This is a genomic window from Pantoea phytobeneficialis, from assembly GCF_009728735.1.
In the GTDB taxonomy this organism is placed as follows: domain Bacteria; phylum Pseudomonadota; class Gammaproteobacteria; order Enterobacterales; family Enterobacteriaceae; genus Pantoea; species Pantoea phytobeneficialis.
This window is the reverse complement of sequence record NZ_CP024636.1, coordinates 3,910,252-3,930,503: the sequence shown is the minus strand read 5'-3', so window position 1 is coordinate 3,930,503 and position 20,252 is coordinate 3,910,252. Positions and strand designations below refer to the sequence as shown.

Annotated in this window: 18 protein-coding genes; 11 read left to right on the top strand and 7 right to left on the bottom strand. The window is 54.6% G+C overall.

Translation table 11 applies throughout. From position 1 onward, the window contains the following. The 6 genes from CTZ24_RS18180 to CTZ24_RS18155 all read right to left on the bottom strand — a co-directional run. The coding region (locus CTZ24_RS18180) for a biotin carboxylase N-terminal domain-containing protein (RefSeq protein WP_208724279.1) at positions 1-111 on the bottom strand (111 nt) is incomplete at its 3' end. A gap of 11 nt (positions 112-122) precedes the next feature. After that, positions 123-593: an acetyl-CoA carboxylase biotin carboxyl carrier protein gene (gene accB, locus CTZ24_RS18175; RefSeq protein ID WP_021183602.1), complete on the bottom strand. Its 471-nt coding sequence runs from the start codon at positions 591-593 to the stop codon at positions 123-125. A gap of 21 nt (positions 594-614) precedes the next feature. After that, entirely contained in the window at positions 615-1,067 is a 453-nt protein-coding gene (gene aroQ / locus CTZ24_RS18170; RefSeq protein WP_021183601.1) for a type II 3-dehydroquinate dehydratase, read from the bottom strand. A gap of 232 nt (positions 1,068-1,299) precedes the next feature. Further along, positions 1,300-1,902: a protein-methionine-sulfoxide reductase heme-binding subunit MsrQ gene (msrQ, locus tag CTZ24_RS18165; protein ID WP_021183600.1), complete on the bottom strand. Its 603-nt coding sequence runs from the start codon at positions 1,900-1,902 to the stop codon at positions 1,300-1,302. After that, a complete protein-coding gene (msrP, locus tag CTZ24_RS18160; protein WP_208724278.1) occupies positions 1,903-2,907 on the bottom strand; it encodes a protein-methionine-sulfoxide reductase catalytic subunit MsrP in 1,005 nt (334 codons plus the stop codon). Positions 2,908-2,942: 35 nt separating this feature from the next. Further along, positions 2,943-3,173 carry a hypothetical protein gene (locus CTZ24_RS18155; protein WP_208724277.1) on the bottom strand — a complete coding sequence of 77 codons (231 nt, stop codon included), beginning with the start codon at positions 3,171-3,173 and terminating at the stop codon, positions 2,943-2,945. Positions 3,174-3,202: 29 nt separating this feature from the next. Between CTZ24_RS18155 and csrD the strand changes: the two genes are divergently transcribed. The 8 genes from csrD to tldD all read left to right on the top strand — a co-directional run bounded on the left by csrD (position 3,203) and on the right by tldD (position 15,763). Continuing rightward, positions 3,203-5,149, top strand: coding sequence for an RNase E specificity factor CsrD (gene csrD / locus CTZ24_RS18150; protein ID WP_208724276.1), 1,947 nt, complete (start codon positions 3,203-3,205; stop codon positions 5,147-5,149). Between the two features lie 310 nt (positions 5,150-5,459). Beyond that, positions 5,460-6,503, top strand: a complete 1,044-nt coding sequence (mreB, locus tag CTZ24_RS18145) for a rod shape-determining protein MreB (protein ID WP_003855260.1) — start codon at positions 5,460-5,462, stop codon at positions 6,501-6,503. Positions 6,504-6,698: 195 nt separating this feature from the next. Then, the gene (gene mreC, locus CTZ24_RS18140) at positions 6,699-7,724 is read left to right on the top strand and encodes a rod shape-determining protein MreC (protein ID WP_021183597.1); all 1,026 of its coding nucleotides are present in this window, start codon (positions 6,699-6,701) and stop codon (positions 7,722-7,724) included. Further along, positions 7,721-8,209: a rod shape-determining protein MreD gene (gene mreD, locus CTZ24_RS18135; protein ID WP_208724275.1), complete on the top strand. Its 489-nt coding sequence runs from the start codon at positions 7,721-7,723 to the stop codon at positions 8,207-8,209. The genes mreC and mreD overlap by 4 nt, the downstream gene beginning before the upstream one ends. Positions 8,210-8,217: 8 nt before the next feature. After that, positions 8,218-8,811 (top strand): Maf family protein, encoded by a 594-nt coding sequence (locus tag CTZ24_RS18130; protein ID WP_208724274.1) that lies wholly within the window; start codon positions 8,218-8,220, stop codon positions 8,809-8,811. Next, entirely contained in the window at positions 8,801-10,270 is a 1,470-nt protein-coding gene (rng, locus tag CTZ24_RS18125) for a ribonuclease G (RefSeq protein WP_021183595.1), read from the top strand. Before CTZ24_RS18130 ends, rng begins: the two co-directional genes overlap by 11 nt. Positions 10,271-10,436: 166 nt before the next feature. Continuing rightward, entirely contained in the window at positions 10,437-14,252 is a 3,816-nt protein-coding gene (gene yhdP / locus CTZ24_RS18120; RefSeq protein ID WP_208724273.1) for an AsmA2 domain-containing protein YhdP, read from the top strand. A 65-nt stretch (positions 14,253-14,317) separates the two neighbouring features. Beyond that, a complete protein-coding gene (gene tldD / locus CTZ24_RS18115) occupies positions 14,318-15,763 on the top strand; it encodes a metalloprotease TldD (RefSeq protein ID WP_208724272.1) in 1,446 nt (481 codons plus the stop codon). Positions 15,764-15,905: 142 nt separating this feature from the next. Here tldD and aaeR read toward each other — a convergent pair whose 3' ends face one another. Continuing rightward, positions 15,906-16,823 (bottom strand): HTH-type transcriptional activator AaeR, encoded by a 918-nt coding sequence (gene aaeR / locus CTZ24_RS18110; protein WP_208724271.1) that lies wholly within the window; start codon positions 16,821-16,823, stop codon positions 15,906-15,908. A 269-nt stretch (positions 16,824-17,092) separates the two neighbouring features. On the opposite strand from aaeR, the gene aaeX reads away from it, so the two are divergent. From aaeX to aaeB, 3 genes are read left to right on the top strand one after another with little or no spacing between them, the layout of a single operon-like run. Continuing rightward, complete coding sequence (aaeX, locus tag CTZ24_RS18105) at positions 17,093-17,296, top strand: p-hydroxybenzoic acid efflux pump operon protein AaeX (protein WP_013510717.1); 204 nt, start codon at positions 17,093-17,095, stop codon at positions 17,294-17,296. 8 nt (positions 17,297-17,304) lie between these two features. Then, positions 17,305-18,234, top strand: a complete 930-nt coding sequence (gene aaeA / locus CTZ24_RS18100; protein WP_021183591.1) for a p-hydroxybenzoic acid efflux pump subunit AaeA — start codon at positions 17,305-17,307, stop codon at positions 18,232-18,234. 9 nt (positions 18,235-18,243) lie between these two features. Continuing rightward, on the top strand, positions 18,244-20,196 hold the full coding sequence (gene aaeB / locus CTZ24_RS18095) for a p-hydroxybenzoic acid efflux pump subunit AaeB (protein WP_021183590.1): 1,953 nt from the start codon (positions 18,244-18,246) through the stop codon (positions 20,194-20,196). Positions 20,197-20,252: the final 56 nt, after the last annotated feature.

Below are 20,252 nucleotides of genomic sequence, written 5' to 3'. Positions count from 1 at the left end.
GCGGTCTGCCGTGGAGTGAACCGCCACAGTCTTGATGCCCAGCTCTTTACAGGCACGCAGAATGCGCAGCGCGATCTCACCGCGGTTAGCAATGACAATTTTATCCAGCATGGTTCGCCTCGTTATTCGATGACAACCAGCGGCTCGTCAAATTCAACCGGCTGGCCACTTTCCACCAGAATCGCTTTCACCACGCCGGATTTATCGGCTTCGATCTGGTTCATCATTTTCATCGCTTCAACGATGCACAGGGTGTCGCCGACGTTAACTTTCTGGCCGACTTCGATAAAGGCTTTCGCATCCGGGCTCGGGGTACGATAGAAGGTGCCGACCATCGGTGAACGCACGATGTGACCAGTGATTTCTGGTTTGGCAGCTTCAGCGGCTACTGGGGCAGCAGCTGGGGCAACAGCAGCGGCCAGAGGAGCCATCTGCGGTGCAGGTGCAGCATAAGCCTGCTGCATAACAGGATAACCGACATTGGCAGGTGAACGGCTGATGCGAACGGACTCTTCGCCCTCAGAGATTTCCAGCTCAGCGATGCCGGACTCTTCAACCAGTTCGATCAGTTTCTTAATTTTACGAATATCCATGAGTGTGGTTCCGTACTCTGTTTAATTGGAATGTGTCAGGCGTTTGACCGCCGTTTGTAAAGCCCACGAGTATCCATCAACGCCAAGTCCACAAATGACGCCGGCAGATACATCGGAAAGATAGGAGTGATGGCGGAACGGTTCGCGGGCATGCACGTTCGTGAGATGCACCTCGATAAAAGGAATGCTCACCGCCAGCAGGGCATCACGCAGCGCGACGCTGGTATGCGTGAACGCGGCAGGATTGATGATGATGTAATCCACATTGCCTCTGGCCTCATGGATACGATCAATCAACTGAAACTCCGCGTTCGATTGCAGATGACTCAATTTCACATGGTGCTGATCGGCCTGTTGCGTCAGATCGCTGACAATTTGCGCCAGTGTCGTGTGACCATACTTCTCAGGCTCGCGCGTACCCAGTAAATTCAGGTTGGGTCCGTTCAAAAGCAGTATGTGAAATTTGTGCGCCATCTTGCTGCTATCTCCTGCAATTATTCAGGCATCGCGTAAAATACCGCGACATTCTTGCTTTGTCACTCTTCGGAGTGAAAAAGAAGACGTGTCTTGCAATAAAGCCGGGCATTATATCCGTTTCGTCGCAATTCGCAGCAAAATACTGGTCTTATCTGCGAAGATGATCGGATGCGGCCTGAAGGCCACACCTTTTAACAGAAATTGCAGCCGGAAGACAACCTTGCAGGAATTATCTGGACAGGAGTTTTCGCAACTTATTGTAACGCCAGGCTAACAGTAGTAGCGCCAGCAGGGCATAGATCAACGGCTGTGGTGACAGGACTTTAACAGACCAAAGATAGTGAATGGGGGCGAGGATCGCCACCAGATAGATACCATTATGCAGCGTTTGCCAGCGCCGTCCCAGTTTGCGTTGTGCGCGTTGGAAGGAGGTGACGGCCAATGCGAACAGGATCACCCAGCAGATAATCCCCAAGGTCAGATAGGGTCGGGAAACCAGTTCGCTGCCGAGTAATCGCAGATTATCGACGCCAAGTTCCAGCAAGTAGTAGCTTGTCAGGTGCAGACAGGCCCAGGCAAAGCACCACAAACCCAGCAGGCGGCGGGTACGAATCAGCAGCGGTTGTTTGGCATAGCGGGTTAACGGGCTGACCAGCAAGGTCGCCAGCAACAATTTAAGCGCCATTCTGCCGGTAAAATGTTGGATATCTTTGGCCGGATCGGCACTTAACCAACCCTGATTAGCGGCGAAAAACAACCAGACGAACGGTAAAAAAGCCGCCAGGTGCAGCACCACTTTAAGCCAGGTGATATGACGTAATGTCAGGCGCACTCAATAGTTCTCCCGTAAATCCAGCCCGTGATACAACGAAGCGACCTCTTTGGCATAACCGTTAAACAGCAGCGTTGGTTGCCGTTCTACCTTCAAAATACCTCCCGGACCGATAAAACGCTCGGTGGCTTGTGACCAGCGCGGATGGTCAACATGCGGGTTAACGTTGGCATAGAAACCATATTCATTTGCGGCGATCTGGTTCCAGGTGGTGGGCGGCTGATCGTGCGTCAGGGTAATTTTGACAATCGACTTGATGCCTTTGAAACCATACTTCCACGGTACCGTCAGGCGGATTGGGGCACCATTTTGCGGAGGTAATGCTTTGCCATACACGCCGGTGCTGAGCAGAGTGAGCGGATGCATGGCTTCATCCATACGTAGCCCCTCAACATAGGGATAATCCAGTCCACCGCCAATAAAGCGGTCTTTCTGACCGGGCATTTGATCCGGGGCATATAACGTCTGGAACGCAACAAAACGGGCGTTGCTGGTGGGTTCTGCCAGTTTCAGCAGCTTGTTCAGCTCAAATCCCACCCAGGGGATCACCATTGACCAGGCCTCTACGCAGCGCATGCGATATATCCGCTGCTCCATCGCAAAACGTTTAAAGATGTCATCCATATCCAGCGTGATCGGTTTGGCGACTTCACCTTCAATACGTAACTGCCAGGGATCGGTTTTTAATGTCCCGGCATTGGCCGCTGGATCTGCCTTATCCAGGCCAAATTCGTAGAAATTATTGTAGCCTGCGACTTTATCGAATGGCGTTAACGGCAAATCGGCCTGCCAGGCGGGCGGTTTACTAAATTGCAGCGCTTTACCGGCCGGGGCTGCGGGACGATCGTTACCTTTAAACCAACTCAGGACATCGGCCTGGGCGCCGCCCGACAGGCTGGCAGCAACGGCACCTAATCCGAGCGCTTTCAGCACCTGACGACGCTGCATATTAAAGATGCTTTCTGGCGTGACATCAGCTTCAGAAAGGGAATGCTTTGTCTTCATGGAATTCTCCGGCTGCATAAATAAAGCAAGCATGATCAAACCCTGCGCAGCCTGCCAGTAAGTGCGGCAAAATGTGAAATTTCCTGGTTGCGCTTATCTTGAGAATAGGACGAAAAAAATCCGGTGAAAGTCAGGTGGACGATGTTTGTCGTTATACTCGCCTTTGTCTGCACCGCGATCTCGGCGGAACGCTGTTTCAGACGGTGATTTATGCTATTTTGCTCAGGTTTGCGCCAGTGAGGCTCGTGCAGACGGTTCTTTTCCATTCATAACCGCAGTGATTACAGGCACAGGGATGCGATTAACCACGAAGTTTTCTGCGTTTATTACATTATTAAGCTTACTGGCGATGTTACTGATGCTGGTCGGCTGCGCTTTTAGTTTTATCTGGCTATCACAGCAGCGCGTTGAAACCCGCGTACAAACGCTGGCTACCGAAGTCGACAAAGCCCTGCTCACCCAGTCGCCCCAGGATCTGACGCAATGGCTGACGCGTCTGATGCCGGTTATCAATGCTGAACAACTCGAATTACACAGCGGTGACCGCATGTTGTTTCGCCTGGCTCGCCATGAAAACCCGATGCTGGAGGATGAGCCAAACCGCTTTATTCAGTTTGATCTGCCGCTGGTGCACTCATCCGGTCTGTCGCTGCGCGTTGTGGTACTGGACCCGGCCAAAACCTGGTTTCGTTCCTTCACGGGTGCCTACACCTTGATCGTTATTTTTAGCGTGGTGCTGATCATGGCCTCGCTGTTGGTGATGACGCATCGCTGGCTGAACCGTCACTGGCGCAATATGGAGCGGTTGGAAGCGCGCTCGGAACGTATTCTGGCGGGCGATCGTCAGTCGCGCGTTGGAGAGGAGTCGGAATGGCCGCCCAAAGCCAGCCACGCCATTGATCTGCTGCTACATGATTTACGCGAAGCAGGCGAACAGCGACTGCGTATCGACACTTTAATTCGCACCTTTGCCGCGCAGGATTCCCGTACCGGTCTGAATAATCGATTGTTCTTCGACAACCAACTGGCGACCCTGTTAGAAGATCAGGAAGATGTCGGCACGCATGGCGTGGTGATGATGGTACGTTTGCCCGATCTCGAAACGCATCATGAAACCCTCGGTCCGGCACTGGCTGAAGAGTATCTTTTTGACCTGATTAACATGTTGTCGACCTTTGTGCTGCGTTATCCTGGCGCCTTGCTGGCGCGCTATTTCCGCAGCGACTTCGCGGTGCTGCTGCCGCACCGCACCCTGAAAGAAGCGAACAGTATTGCCGATCAACTGATCAATGCGGTGGATTCATTGCCACCGATGCGCATGCTGGATCGCGATGATCTTATCCATATTGGTATCAGCGCCTGGCGCAGCGGGCAAAGCGTGCCGCAGGTGATGGAAAATGTTGAAATGGCGACCCGTCGTGCGGCGTTGCAAGGGGGGAACAGCTGGTCAATTGGCGAGGGCAACCCTCTTGAGATGGGACGTGGCAGCGTGCGCTGGCGCACCTTGCTGGAGAACACCCAGAGCCGTGGTGGACCACGTTTGTATCAGAAGCCCGCCGTGTTGTTGGACGGTAAAGTCCATCACCGTGAGATGCTGGCTCGCGTCTTTGATGGTGATAAAGAAGTGGTGTCGGCGGAGTTCATGCCGTTGGTACAGCAACTGGGCATGGCTGAAAGCTGGGACCGTCAGATGGTGACCCGTATCGCTGCGTTATCAGAGGTGTGGCCCGATGAAACGCTGGCGTTGCCGGTGAATATTGATTCACTGGTACAGCGTTCTTTTCAGCGCTGGTTGCAAAAACTTTTACTCCAGTGCAGTAAATCGCAAAGAAAACGCTTTTTATTTGAACTTGCCGAGGCGGATGTTTGTCAACACATCAACCGTTTAGTGCCGGTTTTCAAAATGCTCAGTGCGTTTGGTTGTCGCATCGCCGTCAACCAGGCGGGGTTAACGGTAGTAAGCAGCGCCTACATCAAGCAATTTCCCGTTGAGTTAATCAAACTGGACCCCGGTCTGGTGCGCAATATTGAACGACGCACGGAAAATCAGCTTTTTGTGCAAAGCCTGTTGGAGGTGTGTAAGTCCACGCCGACTCAGGTATTTGCGGCTGGCGTACGTACGCGTGCGGAGTGGCAAACGCTGGCGGGGCTTGGCGTATCCGGCGGGCAGGGCGATTTTTTTGCGCCGTCGCTGCCGGTGAACAGTAACGTGAAAAAGCATTCGCAACGTTACCGGATATAGTCCTTCTAAGCCTGATAACGACGCTGATAGTTGTTTCCAGGTGTAAACGTGAAGTTTCTCGATCTCCGGCATGATGGGAAATGTTAGATTTTATGTCCAGAATCGCCCGTGCTGGCTGGGCGAATAGCCGTAAAAGCGGCGGCTTAGCGCCGTTTATCGTTAGCTAACCGTGGCATACAATGCTGTAAAATTTAGCTAGCACATTTTTTCACCGAAGCGGAACGTTTTTGCGCCTTGTAGCGGCTTCGCGTGGTTGGTAAAGTAGGCGGATTTTATTTTCCGCCCCCAGCTTGCAGGATTATCCCTTAGTATGTTTAAAAAATTTCGTGGCATGTTTTCCAATGACTTGTCCATTGACCTGGGTACCGCGAATACCCTGATTTACGTAAAAGGACAAGGCATCGTGCTAAACGAGCCTTCCGTGGTTGCCATTCGTCAGGATCGTGCCGGCTCCCCAAAGAGCGTAGCCGCCGTTGGTCATGACGCTAAACAGATGCTTGGTCGTACACCAGGCAATATCGCCGCTATTCGCCCGATGAAAGACGGCGTTATCGCTGACTTCTTCGTGACCGAAAAAATGCTCCAGCACTTTATCAAGCAAGTGCATAGCAACAGTTTTATGCGCCCCAGCCCACGCGTGCTGGTGTGTGTGCCGGTGGGTGCAACCCAGGTTGAACGCCGTGCCATCCGTGAATCTGCGCAGGGTGCAGGTGCTCGTGAAGTATTCCTGATTGAAGAACCGATGGCCGCCGCGATTGGTGCCGGTCTGCCGGTATCTGAAGCAACCGGTTCGATGGTGGTTGATATCGGTGGTGGTACCACTGAAGTGGCCGTCATCTCGCTGAACGGTGTGGTTTACTCCTCTTCAGTACGTATTGGTGGTGACCGCTTCGATGAAGCTATCATTAATTATGTACGCCGCAACTACGGCTCGCTGATCGGTGAAGCGACCGCTGAGCGTATCAAGCATGAGATTGGTTCTGCGTATCCGGGTGACGAAGTGCGCGAAATCGAAGTGCGCGGGCGTAACCTGGCTGAAGGTGTGCCTCGCGGCTTTACGCTGAACTCCAATGAAATCCTGGAAGCGTTGCAGGAACCACTGACCGGCATCGTGAGCGCGGTAATGGTGGCACTGGAGCAGTGCCCGCCAGAACTGGCTTCCGACATTTCCGAGCGCGGTATGGTGCTGACGGGTGGTGGCGCGTTGCTGCGTAACCTCGATCGCCTGCTGATGGAAGAAACCGGTATTCCGGTGGTCGTGGCCGAAGATCCACTGACCTGCGTAGCGCGTGGTGGTGGTAAAGCGTTGGAAATGATCGACATGCACGGCGGCGATTTGTTCAGCGAGGAGTAAATCCTCATCGGCTGTGACCCTGGTCAAATTGCGCAGGGAATTAGCGCCTGACCCCTTATTCAGGCTGTGGGAACGCATGTAATCAGCGTACCTGCAATTTGAAGAAAGGGGATATGACTATGATGCGTCCAGCCATGGAGGCGCAGGTCTTAACACCCGCGCTTCTTCCCTGATGTCGAGGAACACGCAGATTTTATGAAGCCGATTTTTAGCAGGGGGCCATCCCTGCAGTTGCGCCTTTTTCTGGCAGTCATTGTGGCGATCGCGATTATTATCGCTGATAGTCGCGTGGGCTCTTTTTCCCAGATCCGCAACTACCTGGACACCTCGGTCAGTCCCTTTTACTTCCTGGCAAACGGGCCAAGAGAGCTGCTTGACGGCGTCTCTGCCACGCTGGCATCTCGCCAGCAGTTGGAGCAGGAAAACAAAGCACTGCGCCGTGAACTCTTCCTGAAGAACAGCGACCTGCTCATGCTGGGGCAATACAAGCAGGAAAACGCGCGTCTTCGCGAGCTGCTTGGCTCACCGCTGCGTCAGGATGAACACAAAATGGTGACGCAGGTGATCTCCACTGGCACCGATCCCTACACCGATCAGGTGGTTATCGACAAGGGCAGCGTAAACGGCGTTTACGAAGGCCAGCCGGTGATCAGCGATAAAGGTGTTGTCGGACAGGTGGTGGCGGTAGGTCAGGTGACCAGCCGTGTGCTGCTGATCTGTGATGCTTCCCATGCGCTGCCTATTCAGGTGCTGCGTAATGATATCCGCGTGATTGCGGCCGGTAACGGCTGTAATGAAGACCTGCAACTCGAACATTTACCGGGCAACATCGACATTCGTGTGGGTGATGTGCTGGTGACCTCGGGCTTGGGTGGTCGCTTCCCGGAAGGTTATCCGGTGGGTGTGGTGTCATCGGTGAAAGTGGATACGCAGCGTGCGTACACCATTATCCAGGCCCATCCAACGGCGGGCTTACAGCGTCTGCGCTATCTGCTGCTGCTGTGGGGTGCCGATCGTAACGGCGATATGCCAATGGCGCCGGATGAAGTGCATCGTGTCGCTAATGAACGTTTAATGCAGATGATGCCGCAAGTGTTACCGCCCGCCGGTGAAATGGGGCCACCTGCACCAGCCAGTCAACAAATGGGACCACCCGCACCTGCCAATAGTGGCAGTAGTTCGCAGGTAACACCGGCGAACTCGCGTGGAGGCCAGCCTTGAGTAGCTATCGCAGCCAGGGCCGATGGGTTATCTGGCTGTCCTTTCTGATTGCCCTCATCCTGCAAATCATGCCCTGGCCCGAACAAATCTACATGTTCCGGCCATCGTGGTTGTTGCTGATCCTGATCTATTGGGTAATGGCGCTGCCACATCGGGTGAATGTGGGTACTGGCTTCGTGCTGGGTGCCATCATGGACCTGGTGGCAGGCTCAACGCTGGGCGTACGTGCGCTGGCGTTGAGTATCATCGCCTATCTGGTAGCCTTTAAATTCCAGCTTTTCCGTAACTTAGCGTTGTGGCAGCAGGCATTAATGGTTATGGTGCTATCGCTGGCGGTGGATGTTATTGTTTTCTGGGCGGAATTTTTGGTGATCAATGTCTCCTTTCGTCCGGAAATCTTCTGGAGTAGCGTTGTCGACGGCATTCTCTGGCCCTGGCTATTCTTATTAATGAGAAAGATTCGCCGTCAGTTCGCTGTTCAGTAAGGAAAACTATGATAACCCTGTACCTGGCTTCCGGTTCACCGCGTCGACGTGAGCTGTTGACGCAGCTTGGCCTGCAATTTGAACGTCTGATCACGGATGTGGAAGAGCAGCGTCAGCCTGAAGAGGCTGCTGAAGCCTATGTCTGCCGTCTGGCGCGTGATAAAGCTTCGGCTGGTGTGAAGGTTGCCCCGCAGGATCTGCCGGTACTGGGTGCTGACACCATCGTGGTTTTGAATGGCGAAGTGCTGGAAAAACCACGCGATGCCGACCATGCTCAGCAGATGCTGAGTAAGCTTTCCGGGCAGACACATCAGGTTATGACCGCAGTGGCGTTGGCCGATCGTCAGCGACAGCTGGATTGCCTGGTTGTTACAGACGTGACTTTCCGCAAGATCACGGCAGAAGAAATTGCGCACTATATCGCCAGTGGCGAACCGATGGATAAAGCCGGCGCTTACGGGATACAGGGCATTGGCGGAAACTTTGTCCGCAAAATTAATGGAAGCTATCACGCAGTGGTGGGGTTACCGCTGGTTGAGACCGGAGAGTTGCTCAGCAATTTCCAGTCGCTGCGTGCGCTAAGGGGACAAGATGACGGCTGAACTGCTGGTAAATGTGACACCCTCTGAAACGCGCGTCGCCTATATTGATGGCGGCATTTTGCAGGAAATCCACATCGAGCGCGAAGCGCGCCGTGGCATTGTGGGCAACATCTATAAAGGACGCGTCAGCCGTGTGCTACCCGGCATGCAGGCGGCGTTTGTCGACATTGGCCTTGATAAGGCTGCCTTTCTGCACGCTTCCGATATCATGCCGCACACCGAATGTGTTGCCGGTGATGAGCAGAAGAATTTCAGCGTACGCGATATTGCCGAACTGGTGCGTCAGGGGCAGGACCTGATGGTACAGGTGGTCAAAGATCCGCTTGGCACCAAAGGTGCACGCCTGACCACCGACATTACCCTGCCTTCGCGTTATCTGGTATTTATGCCGGGAGCCTCACACGTTGGCGTTTCTCAGCGTATTGAAAGCGAAGCGGAGCGCGAACGCCTGAAAGCGGTAGTGGCCGCCTATTGTGATGATCTTGGTGGCTTTATCATCCGTACTGCTGCTGAAGGCATTGGCGAGGAAGAGTTGGCGCAGGATGCTGCATTCCTCAAGCGTTTGTGGACCAAAGTCAGTGAGCGCAAAAAGCGTAACCAGACCCGTTGCCTGCTGTATGGCGAACTGGCGCTGGCGCAGCGTGTGTTGCGAGATTTCGCCGGGGCCGCGTTGGACCGCATCCGCGTAGACTCGCGTCTGACCTGCGATCTGCTGGTGGAATTCACCGGTGAATATATCCCGGAGATGGCCAGCAAGCTGGAGCTGTATAGCGGCAAACAACCCATCTTTGATCTCTACGATGTGGAGAATGAGATCCAGCGTTCGCTTGATCGCAAAGTTGAATTGAAGTCCGGCGGTTATCTGATCATCGATCAAACCGAAGCCATGACCACCATCGACATCAATACCGGTGCGTTTGTTGGCCATCGCAATCTGGACGAAACCATTTTCAACACCAATATCGAAGCGACACAGGCAATTGCTCGTCAGCTACGGTTGCGCAATCTTGGCGGCATTATCATCATCGATTTCATCGATATGAGTAACGATGACCATCGCCGCCGGGTGTTGCATTCGCTGGAAAGCGCGTTGAGTAAAGATCGGGTTAAAACCGGGATCAACGGTTTCTCAGCGCTTGGGCTGGTTGAGATGACCCGCAAACGCACGCGCGAAAGTATCGAGCATGTGCTGTGTGCTGATTGTCCGGTGTGCAAAGGACGCGGCACGCTGAAAACGGTGGAAACTGTTTGCTACGAGATCATGCGTGAGATCGTGCGTGTCCACCATGCCTACGATTCAGACCGTTTCCTGGTGTACGTGTCACCGGCGGTGGGGGAAGCGCTGAAGAGCGATGAATCACATGCGTTAGCCGAAGTTGAGATCTTCGTCGGCAAACAGGTGAAAGTCCATGTTGAGCCGCTCTACACGCAGGAGCAGTTTGACGTTGTGATGATGTAATTTTCTTGTTAATGCTGGCCTTGCACGACGTTTTGTCATGGAATCGGGCTAAAAATACCCCCTTTTTTGGGTTAACATGCGCTTTCGTCCCGATTGTTCCGCACTGATAACGGTCAGGGCATGAGAGGTATCGATCCGTAATCCGGCGGAAGACAAGGAGAGGTGTGTGAGGCGGTTGCCGAGGATTTTGTTACTGCTGCTCGCCACAATCATCGTTATTGTGGCGCTGCTGGTCAGCGGGCTGCGCCTCGTCATGCCGCATCTCAACAGCTACCGCAGCGACATTTTGCAAGCCGTATCGCGCGTCACTGGCGTGCCGGTACAAGCCAGTGAGTTGCAGGGCCGGTGGGAAAACTTCGGCCCCACGTTACAGATCCGCGATCTGCACATTGCCCTGAAAGATCAGGGGCAAATGCATATTGGTAGGGTCAACCTGGCGCTGAATATCTGGCAGTCGTTGCTTCAGGGGCGCTGGCAGTTTCGTGATCTCACCTTCTGGCAGATGCGCCTTGAACTCAATCGCCAACTCCTGACCAGCGATGAACAGAAAAACAGCTTCAAACCCACGCAAATCAACGAACTTTTCCTGCGGCAGTTTGACCACTTCGACCTGCGTGACAGCAGTATCCGTTTTCTCACGCCCTCCGGACAACACGCCGAGCTGGCGATCCCTCGCCTGACCTGGTTGAACGAAAAAACGCGGCACCGTGCGGAAGGGGAAGTGAGCCTGTCCAGTTTTACCGGGCAGCATGGCGTGGTACAGGTACGTCTTGACCTCAGCGATAATAATGGCTTGCTGGATACCGGGCGTATCTGGATGCAGGCGGATGACGTGGATGTGCGCCCGTGGATTGGCCGCTGGCTGCGTGATAACACCAGCCTCGAAAGTGCACGTTTCAGTCTTGCCGCGTGGGTCAACCTGCGTGATGGCGATGTCTATGCTGGCGATTTGCTGTTACGTCAGGGCGGGGCGCGCTGGCGTGGCGATCAGGGCGATCATCAGTTGCAGGTGGACGGCTTAACGGCCCATCTGTCGCGCTTCCAGAATGGCTGGATGCTGTCCGTACCACAAACCCGTCTCAGCACCGATGGTGTCGCCTGGGCACCGGGACATTTCTCGCTGCTGTGGAGACCGGAAGATAAACAGTTGCTTGGGGCGAATAACGCGCCGGAAATCCGCGTGCGTGCCACCCAACTGGATCTGCAACGTCTGGCACCGCTGGTGCCGCTGTTCCAGCCCCTCTCTCCGGCGATGTTTGATAACTGGCGGGCGCTACAGCCGCAGGGTCAGATTGAAGCGCTGGCGCTGGATATTCCGTTGCAGCAGCCGGAGCAAACCCGCCTTCAGGCCAAATGGCGAGATTTAAGCTGGCAGCACTGGGAACTGTTACCGGGCATCAGCAATCTGAGCGGCAGCGCCAGCGGTAGCCTGAGTAATGGCATGCTGGATGTAGCGATGGGGCAGGCAGAAGTGCCCTACGGCGACATGTTCCAGGCTCCACTACAAATTCAGCAGGTTACCGGCAAGCTTAACTGGCGACATGATGACAATGGCCTGACACTGGATGGTCATCAACTGGACGTGAAGGCGCGTTCGCTATGGGCGCGCGGGGATTTTCTTTATCAGCAAAATCTCGGCAAAGCCCCGCGTCTCGATATCCTGGCGGGTATTCGTGTAACCGATGCCGGTGATGCCTGGCGTTATTTCCCGGAACCGCTGATGGGCCACGGCCTGACTCACTATCTCAGCGATGCCATCAAAGGCGGTCAGGTGGATAACGCCACCTTGCTGTTTGCCGGCGATCCGACACTCTTCCCGTTTAAGCATAACGACGGCATGTTTGAAGTGTGGGTGCCGTTACGTCAGGCTACCTATCAATTCCAGCCCGGCTGGCCGGCAATCAATAATCTCGACATTGACCTCGACTTCGTCAATGACGGCCTGTGGATGAAGGCCGAACAGGCGAAACTGGGAGAGGTGGACGCCCGCAATATCAGCGCGATCATCCCGGATTACCTGAAAGAGAAGCTGATTATTGACGGCGATCTGAGTGGTGAGGGCAAGCAGATTGCCGATTATTTCGAGCAAACGCCGCTCAAACCCACGCTGGGGGCCGCCCTGCAACAATTGCAGATTAAAGGCAACACCCGCGGCCATCTCAATCTCGACATCCCGCTGGATGGCGAGCTGGTTCATGCCAGCGGTAATGTGGTGATGAACAATAACAGCTTGCACATCAAACCGTTGAATACCACGCTGAACAACCTGACCGGGCGCTTCCGTTATAACAATGGCAACCTGGAAAGCGAGGAGATGCAGGCGAACTGGTTCGGGCAGCCGGTGGGCGTCAGCTTCAGTACCCAGGAGAACCCGGACAACTTTGGCGTCAACGTTAAGCTGCTGGGCGACTGGCAGCTGGCGAAGCTGAAGATGCTGCCCGCGACAGTCACCAGCCAATTAAGCGGCAACCTGGCGTGGCAGGGGAATGTCGACATCACTCTGCCGCATAAAGGTGGGGCCAGCTACAAGGTTGATCTGAGTGGTGATGGCAAAGATGTAAGCAGTCACTTACCTGCTCCGCTGGATAAGAAAGCGGGAGCGGCGATGCCGATGACAATCTCCGCCAATGGTAATCTCAACGGATTCGAACTGAGTGGTAGCGTGCTGGGAAATCATCGCTTTAACAGCCGCTGGCTGCTGGAACCTCAATTGCGGGTCGATCGTGGTATCTGGCTCAACGATACAAAAACCACGCCGAAGCTGCCGGAAAATCGCGGCATGGTGCTGAATTTGCCGGAAATTAACGGTGAAGCCTGGATGGGATTGCTGGCAGGCACGGGTGGTTCGCGCAATGCGCAGGGGGAAACCAGTGTCGGTGGTGCGTTGCTGCCGGGTGATGTCACGTTGCATACACCGGCGCTGACCCTGGCGGGCCAGCAGTGGCATGATGTCAATGCGACGGTGACTCAGGGGCCGACCGGTAACACTCAGGTACAGTTGGATAGCCGCGAAGCACGCGGTAGTCTGGTGACTGCGCAAAATGCTCCGTGGCAGCTGGCGCTGAGTTACCTCTATTACAATCCGGAATGGGCAGGAAAAGAGGGTGAAACATCATCACCTTTCAGTGACAACACCACGATTAACTTCTCCGGCTGGCCAGCTCTGCAATGGCGCTGCCAGGAGTGCTGGCTGCGCGGGCAGAAATTTGGCCATATGCAGGCGCTGCTGCAACCGCGTGGCGATACGTTAGCACTTACTAACGGTTCGGTGGACACCGGTAGCTCGAAGCTGAGTATCAATGGTGAGTGGGTGAATAAACCGGGTGAGCAGCGTACTTCTCTGAAAGGGACGCTGAGTGGCAAAAACATTAACGATGCCACCAACTGGTTTGGCGTGAACACCCCGCTGCGTGATGCGCCTTTTAAAGTCGACTACGATTTGCACTGGCGTTCTGCGCCGTGGCAACCTTCAGAGCCGACGCTGAGTGGCACGCTGAAATCCCATTTTGGTAAAGGCCAAATCGCCGATGTGAATACCGGCCGTGCCGGACAGTTGCTGCGTTTGATGAGTTTTGATGCGTTACTGCGTAAGTTGCGTTTTGATTTCAGCGACACCTTCAGTCAGGGCTTCTTTTTTGACTCGATCAACGGCACCGCATGGATTGAAAATGGCGTGATGCATACCGATAACTTGCTGGTGGATGGTCTTGAAGCGGATATCGCCATGCAGGGTAAAGTGGACCTGGTGAAACGCGAGATTGATATGGAAGCGGTGGTGGCACCCGAGATCTCTGCCTCCGTGGGCGTCGCAACCGCGTTTGTGATCAACCCGGTGGTCGGCGCGGCGGTATTTGCCGCCAGTAAAGTGCTGGGACCACTGTGGAGTAAAATTTCGCTATTGCGTTACCACATCAGCGGCCCTCTGGATAAGCCGGAAATCAATGAAGTGCTACGCAAACCGCGCGAAAACGACAAGAAGTGAATTTGACGCCGTCGGGGAATTGCCGCAGGCTATGAAATATCTGAGCGTAAAATGAGTGAGAAACGATGACTCTGAATCTGGTAAGTGAGCAGTTGCTAACTGCGAACAGCATTAATCAGCAGGACCTTTTTTCCCTGTTAGGGCAGCTTTCAGAACGTCGTCTGGACTATGCCGATCTCTATTTTCAGTCCAGTTTCCACGAATCCTGGGTGCTGGAAGACAAAATCATTAAAGACGGCTCGTATCATATCGATCAGGGCGTCGGTGTTCGCGCGGTCAGCGGTGAGAAAACCGGTTTCGCCTATGCTGACCAGATCACCCTGAATGCTTTGCGCCAGTCGGCTGAAGCCGCACGCAGCATCGTACGCGAACAGGGCAATGGCAAAGCCCATACCCTTTCGGCTGTGATCAACCGCTCGCTGTACGCACCGGTCAATCCGCTGGATAGCCTGACGCGTGAAGACAAAATCGCCCTGTTGCATCGGGTGGATAAAGTGGCGCGCGCCGCTGATCCTCGTGTCCAGGAAGTGAATGCCAGCCTGACCGGGGTTTATGAGCAGGTGCTGGTGGCCGCGACCGATGGCACGCTGGCCGCTGATGTGCGTCCGTTGGTTCGTCTGTCGATCAGCGTTCAGGTGGAAGATCAGGGTAAACGTGAACGCGGCTCCAGCGGCGGCGGCGCGCGTACCGGTTATGAATTCTTCCTCGCCGATGAAAGCGGTGATGTGCGTGCAGATGCCTGGGCGCGTGAGGCGGTGCGGATGGCGCTGGTGAACCTCTCGGCGGTTGCTGCTCCGGCAGGGACGCTGCCGGTGGTACTGGGCGCTGGCTGGCCGGGCGTGCTGCTGCACGAAGCGGTTGGACACGGTCTTGAAGGCGACTTTAACCGTCGTGCCACCTCGGTGTTCAGCGGCAAAATGGGCCAGTTGGTGGCGTCTGAACTTTGTACCGTGGTCGATGATGGCACCATCGAGGGTCTGCGTGGTTCGCTGGCGGTGGACGATGAAGGCGTACCGGGACAGTACAACGTGTTGATTGAAAACGGTGTGCTGAAGGGTTACATGCAGGACAAGCTCAATGCGCGTCTGATGGGCGTCAACCCTACCGGCAATGGCCGTCGTGAATCTTATGCGCACCTGCCGATGCCGCGTATGACCAACACCTATATGCTGGCGGGGAAATCCACGCCGCAGGACATTATCGCAAGCGTAGAATATGGCCTGTACGCGCCGAACTTTGGTGGCGGCCAGGTGGATATCACCTCCGGTAAGTTTGTGTTCTCAACATCGGAAGCCTATCTGATTGAGAACGGTAAAGTGACCAAACCGGTAAAAGGTGCCACGCTGATTGGCTCCGGTATCGAAGCTATGCAGCAGATTTCCATGGTGGGTAACGACCTGGCATTGGATAAAGGCGTTGGCGTCTGTGGTAAAGAAGGCCAGAGCGTGCCAGTGGGTGTGGGGCAGCCGACACTGAAGCTGGATAAACTCACGGTCGGCGGAACCGCCTGATTTAAGCACTGAACCGTAGCGGCGCGATAAATCGCGCTCTTTTGACCTTTACGATGGCAAAAAAACGCGCGATAAATCGCGCCGCTACGAATGAGTACGGATACGCATTGGGCGATAAATCGCGCCGCGACAGTACTTATGCTCAGTTTTTACGGTGCTGCTGATACTGGCGCGCTACCCGTTTGAAATACTCGGTCAGATAGTCGATACACACCTGCACTTTCAGCGGCAGCTTATCTTTTTCGGTGTACAGCGCATAAACCGGTCTGGGGGCCGACTGATACTGTGAAAACAGGATATCGATCTCACCGGTGTTGATCTCGTTTATCACCCACATCAGTGGGACATAGGCGATACCGCACCCGGCTTTCAGCCAACGGATCAGCGTTAGCGAATCATTGGTCACGAAACGTCCCTGCGGCGTCAGACGCGTGACCAGCCCTTCCGGTGCAATCAACTCAAAGGTGTTGTCCGGGCGCACGCTATATTCCAGCCACGAAAAATTATCGATCTCGCCAGGCTTTTCCGGCGTGCCGTGCTGTACCAGATAGCTTTTGGCCGCGCATACCACCATCGGCATCGCGCCCAGGCGACGCGAGAACAGATTGGAATCCTGCAACTCACCGACGCGGATCACCAGATCCAGCCCGTTAGCAATCAAATCCGGTGCCGGAATGCCGGTGACTAAATTGACGCTCAAACCCGGATATTCGCGTAACATATCGCTGGTCATATCAGCGAGGACATTTTGCGCCATTGTCGATGAGCTGCCGATACGTAAAATACCAATGGGCGTGTTGTTGAAGGCATACAGTTGTTCGTGGACCTGCATCGCCTCTGCCAGCATGCGGCGGCAGCCCTGATAATAAATTCTGCCCGCTTCGGTCAGGCCAATGCTTCGGGTGCTGCGATTCAGCAGCTTGACCTGGAGCTCATCTTCCAGTTTCGCGACTATCTGGCTAATCGACGAAACGCTAAGATGAAGCTGACGTGCCGCGGCGGTGAAGGATCCTAATTCAACCACTTTGGCGAAGATGGACATGCCTTTAAGTCGTTCCATTGTTTACTCTGGCTAAAAAGTGATTTAGCTCACAATATGTAGATAACGTATAGTCAAGCGCGTTACTATACGCACGCTGGGTCATTTCACCGCACCTTAACACGGCAGTGAATCTGCCTGTGTTTGTCAGATGATACGCTATGATTAGCTCAAACGGCCTGAATGTTGCCATCAGTCTACCCGTCATCCCATTATCATCAACCCCTTGTGCCATGTGGCATGCGGGCAGGTATCGGTGCAATCCGGCAAGGTCGAACTAAGGAACCGAAATGAGTGTGCTTCCGGTATTTGTCGTATTTGGGCTGTCTTTCCCGCCCATCTTCATTGAACTCATAGTTTCGCTGGCGCTGTTCTGGCTGGTGAAACGCGTGCTGACGCCCAGCGGATTGTACGATCTGGTTTGGCATCCGGCACTTTTTAACACAGCGCTTTATTGCTGTGTGTTTTACCTTGTATCCCGTTTATTCGTCTGAGGTTTTAAGTGAAAGCGCTAATAAGAAAAATCGCGCGCTACGCGATTACTCTCCTGCTGGTTGTCGTCGCTATCGTGATCATCTTCCGCGCCTGGGTGTTCTACACCGAATCCCCGTGGACGCGTGATGCTAAATTCTCTGCCGATGTCGTGGCGATCTCTCCGGATGTGACCGGTTTGATCACCGAGGTGCCGGTCCGTGATAACCAACTGGTGAAGAAGGGCGATACCCTGTTTGTGGTTGACCGCCCCCGTTACCAGAAGGCGCTGGATGAAGCACAGGCCGATGTCGAGTATTACCAGGCTGTCGCCAACGAAAAACGTCGTGAAGCGGCGCGCCGTAACCAACTCGGCACCAGCGCGATGTCGCGTGAAGCCATTGACCAGGCCAACAACGATCTGACCACCACCGAGCATCAGCTGGCGAAAGCTATTGCGACGCGCGATCTGGCGGCCATCGACCTGGATCGTACCACCATCAAGGCACCGTCTGACGGTTGGGTGACCAACCTTAACGTCTATGAAGGCGAGTTTATTACCCGTGGTTCAGTGGCGGTGGCTCTGGTGCAGCAGCATACGTTCTACGTGCTGGCCTATATGGAAGAAACCAAGCTGGATGGCGTACGCCCGGGCTTCCGTGCGGAAATCACCCCGCTGGGTAGCAATACCGTGCTGCGTGGCACCGTCGACAGCATCGCAGCCGGTGTTACCGACAGCAGCAGCACCAATGACAGCAAAGGCATGGCCACTGTTGATTCCAATCTGGAGTGGGTGCGTCTGGCGCAGCGTGTACCGGTGCGTATTCATCTCGACGATCAGCCTGGCAATCGCTTCCCGGCTGGCACCACCGCTACCGTGGTGATTACTGGTGAGAAGGATCGTAAGACGCAAGCCTCACCGATGAGCAAATTGTTTAATCGCCTGCGTGAGTTTGGTTAAGAGGGCGATATGATTGAGTTCCTGCGTTTCCCGGTGAAGCTGACATTTGCGCTGGTAGCGGCGCTGATTATCGGCTTTCACTTCAATCTGGAAACGCCGCGCTGGGCGGTGATGACCGCCGGGATAGTGGCGGGTGGCACCGCCTTTGTCGCCGGAGGTGATCCCTACTCCGGCGCGCTGCGCTATCGCGGCATCCTGCGTATTATCGGGACCTTTATTGGTAGCGCGGCGGCTCTGACCATCATGATCGCCACGGTGCGTGCCCCGGTAGTGATGCTACTGTTATGTTGCCTGTGGGCCGGCTTCTGCGTCTGGCTCTCCTCGCTGATTAAAGTCGAAAACTCCTACGCCCTGGGTCTGGCAGGCTACACCGCGCTGATTATCGTTGTCACCGCCGATGCCAGTGGTGGGCTGACGCTGGCTCCGCAGTTTGCGGTTGAGCGTTGTAGCGAAATCGTGCTGGGTATTTTGTGTGCCATTCTGGCGGATATGATCTTCTCGCCCCGTTCGATTAAAAAAGTGATCGACCAGGAAGTGGATTCGCTGCTGGTGGCGCACTACAAACTGCTGCAACTTTGTGTCGCGCACGGCGATAAAGAAGAAGTCGACAAAGCCTGGAGCGCGCTGGTGCGCCGCACCACGGCGCTGAACACCATGCGCAGCCAGTTGATGATGGAATCCTCGCGTTGGAAAAACAGCAGCCGTCGTCTGCAAATGCTGAATACTTTATCCCTGACCTTGATTACGCAGGCCGCAGAAACCTTCCTGATCCAGAATTCCCGCCCGGACTACATTCCGCCGCAGTATCGATTGCTGATCGAGAAAGAGGTGAAAAGCGTTGATGACGTGCACAAGCGCATGAAAATCATGCGCCGGGTAATTGGCGTCAGCAGCAAGTCCACTCCACTGACCTTAGCCAGCTGGGTGGGGGCGGCTACCGAATACTTGTTGCTGATTAATGGCGTCAGGAGCAACAGCCGCATCACTACGCTGGAAGACGGTATTCTGCAACGTGAAGTGGTGATTCAGGCGCGTTCTGCCGAAACCCACCATGCGATGATTAACGGCGTACGTACATTTGCGGCGACGGCGATTGGCTCACTTTTCTGGTTGTACACCGGTTGGACCTCTGGCAGTGGCTGTATGGTGATGCTGGCGGTAATCACCGCACTGGCGATGCGCACCCCTAATCCATTGATGATGGCAAAAGACTTCCTCTACGGTATGACGGTCGCAGTGCCGCTGGGTGCGCTCTACTTTATATACGTCCTGCCTGCAACCCAGCAAAGTATGCTGCTGCTTTGCATCGCGATTGGCCTGCTGGGCTTTATTGGCGGCATCTTTGTCCAGCGTCGCCAACTGGGAACGTTAGGTGCCCTGATTGGTACCATCAACGTGCTGGTACTGGATAACCCGATGAAGTTCGAGTTCAACGTGTTTCTCGACAACGTGTTGGGCCAGGTGATTGGATGTTTTGTGGCGATGATGGTGATTCTGCTGATTCGTGACAAATCTAAGGCGCGTACCGGACGTAAGTTGCTGAATCGCTTTATGTATGCGGCGGTGGCGGCGATGACCACCAATCAGGCGCGTCGTCGCGAGAATCACTTACCGGCGCTGTATCAGCAACTGTTTCTGCTGCTCAATCTGTTCCCCGGCGATATCAATAAATACCGTATCGCGCTGACGCTGATTATCGGCCATCAACGCTTACGCAATGCCGAGGTGCCGATCAATGCAGATCTCTCCGCCTATCACCGTCAGCTGCGATCCACTGCTGACCAGGTGATCTCGACGCGTAGCGATGATAAACGACGTGTCTATTTTGAGCAGTTGTTACGCGAGCTGGATGTCTATCAGGAGAAACTCCAGCACTACGCGGCACCGAGCAGCGTAACGGAGCCGGTAAAACGTTTAGCCAGCATGCTGAGTAAGTATCAGAACACATTGATTCAAATCTGAAACCAGCCACCGCGTGATGCGGTGGCTCACTCTCACAAAACCCACCGGTAATGCCA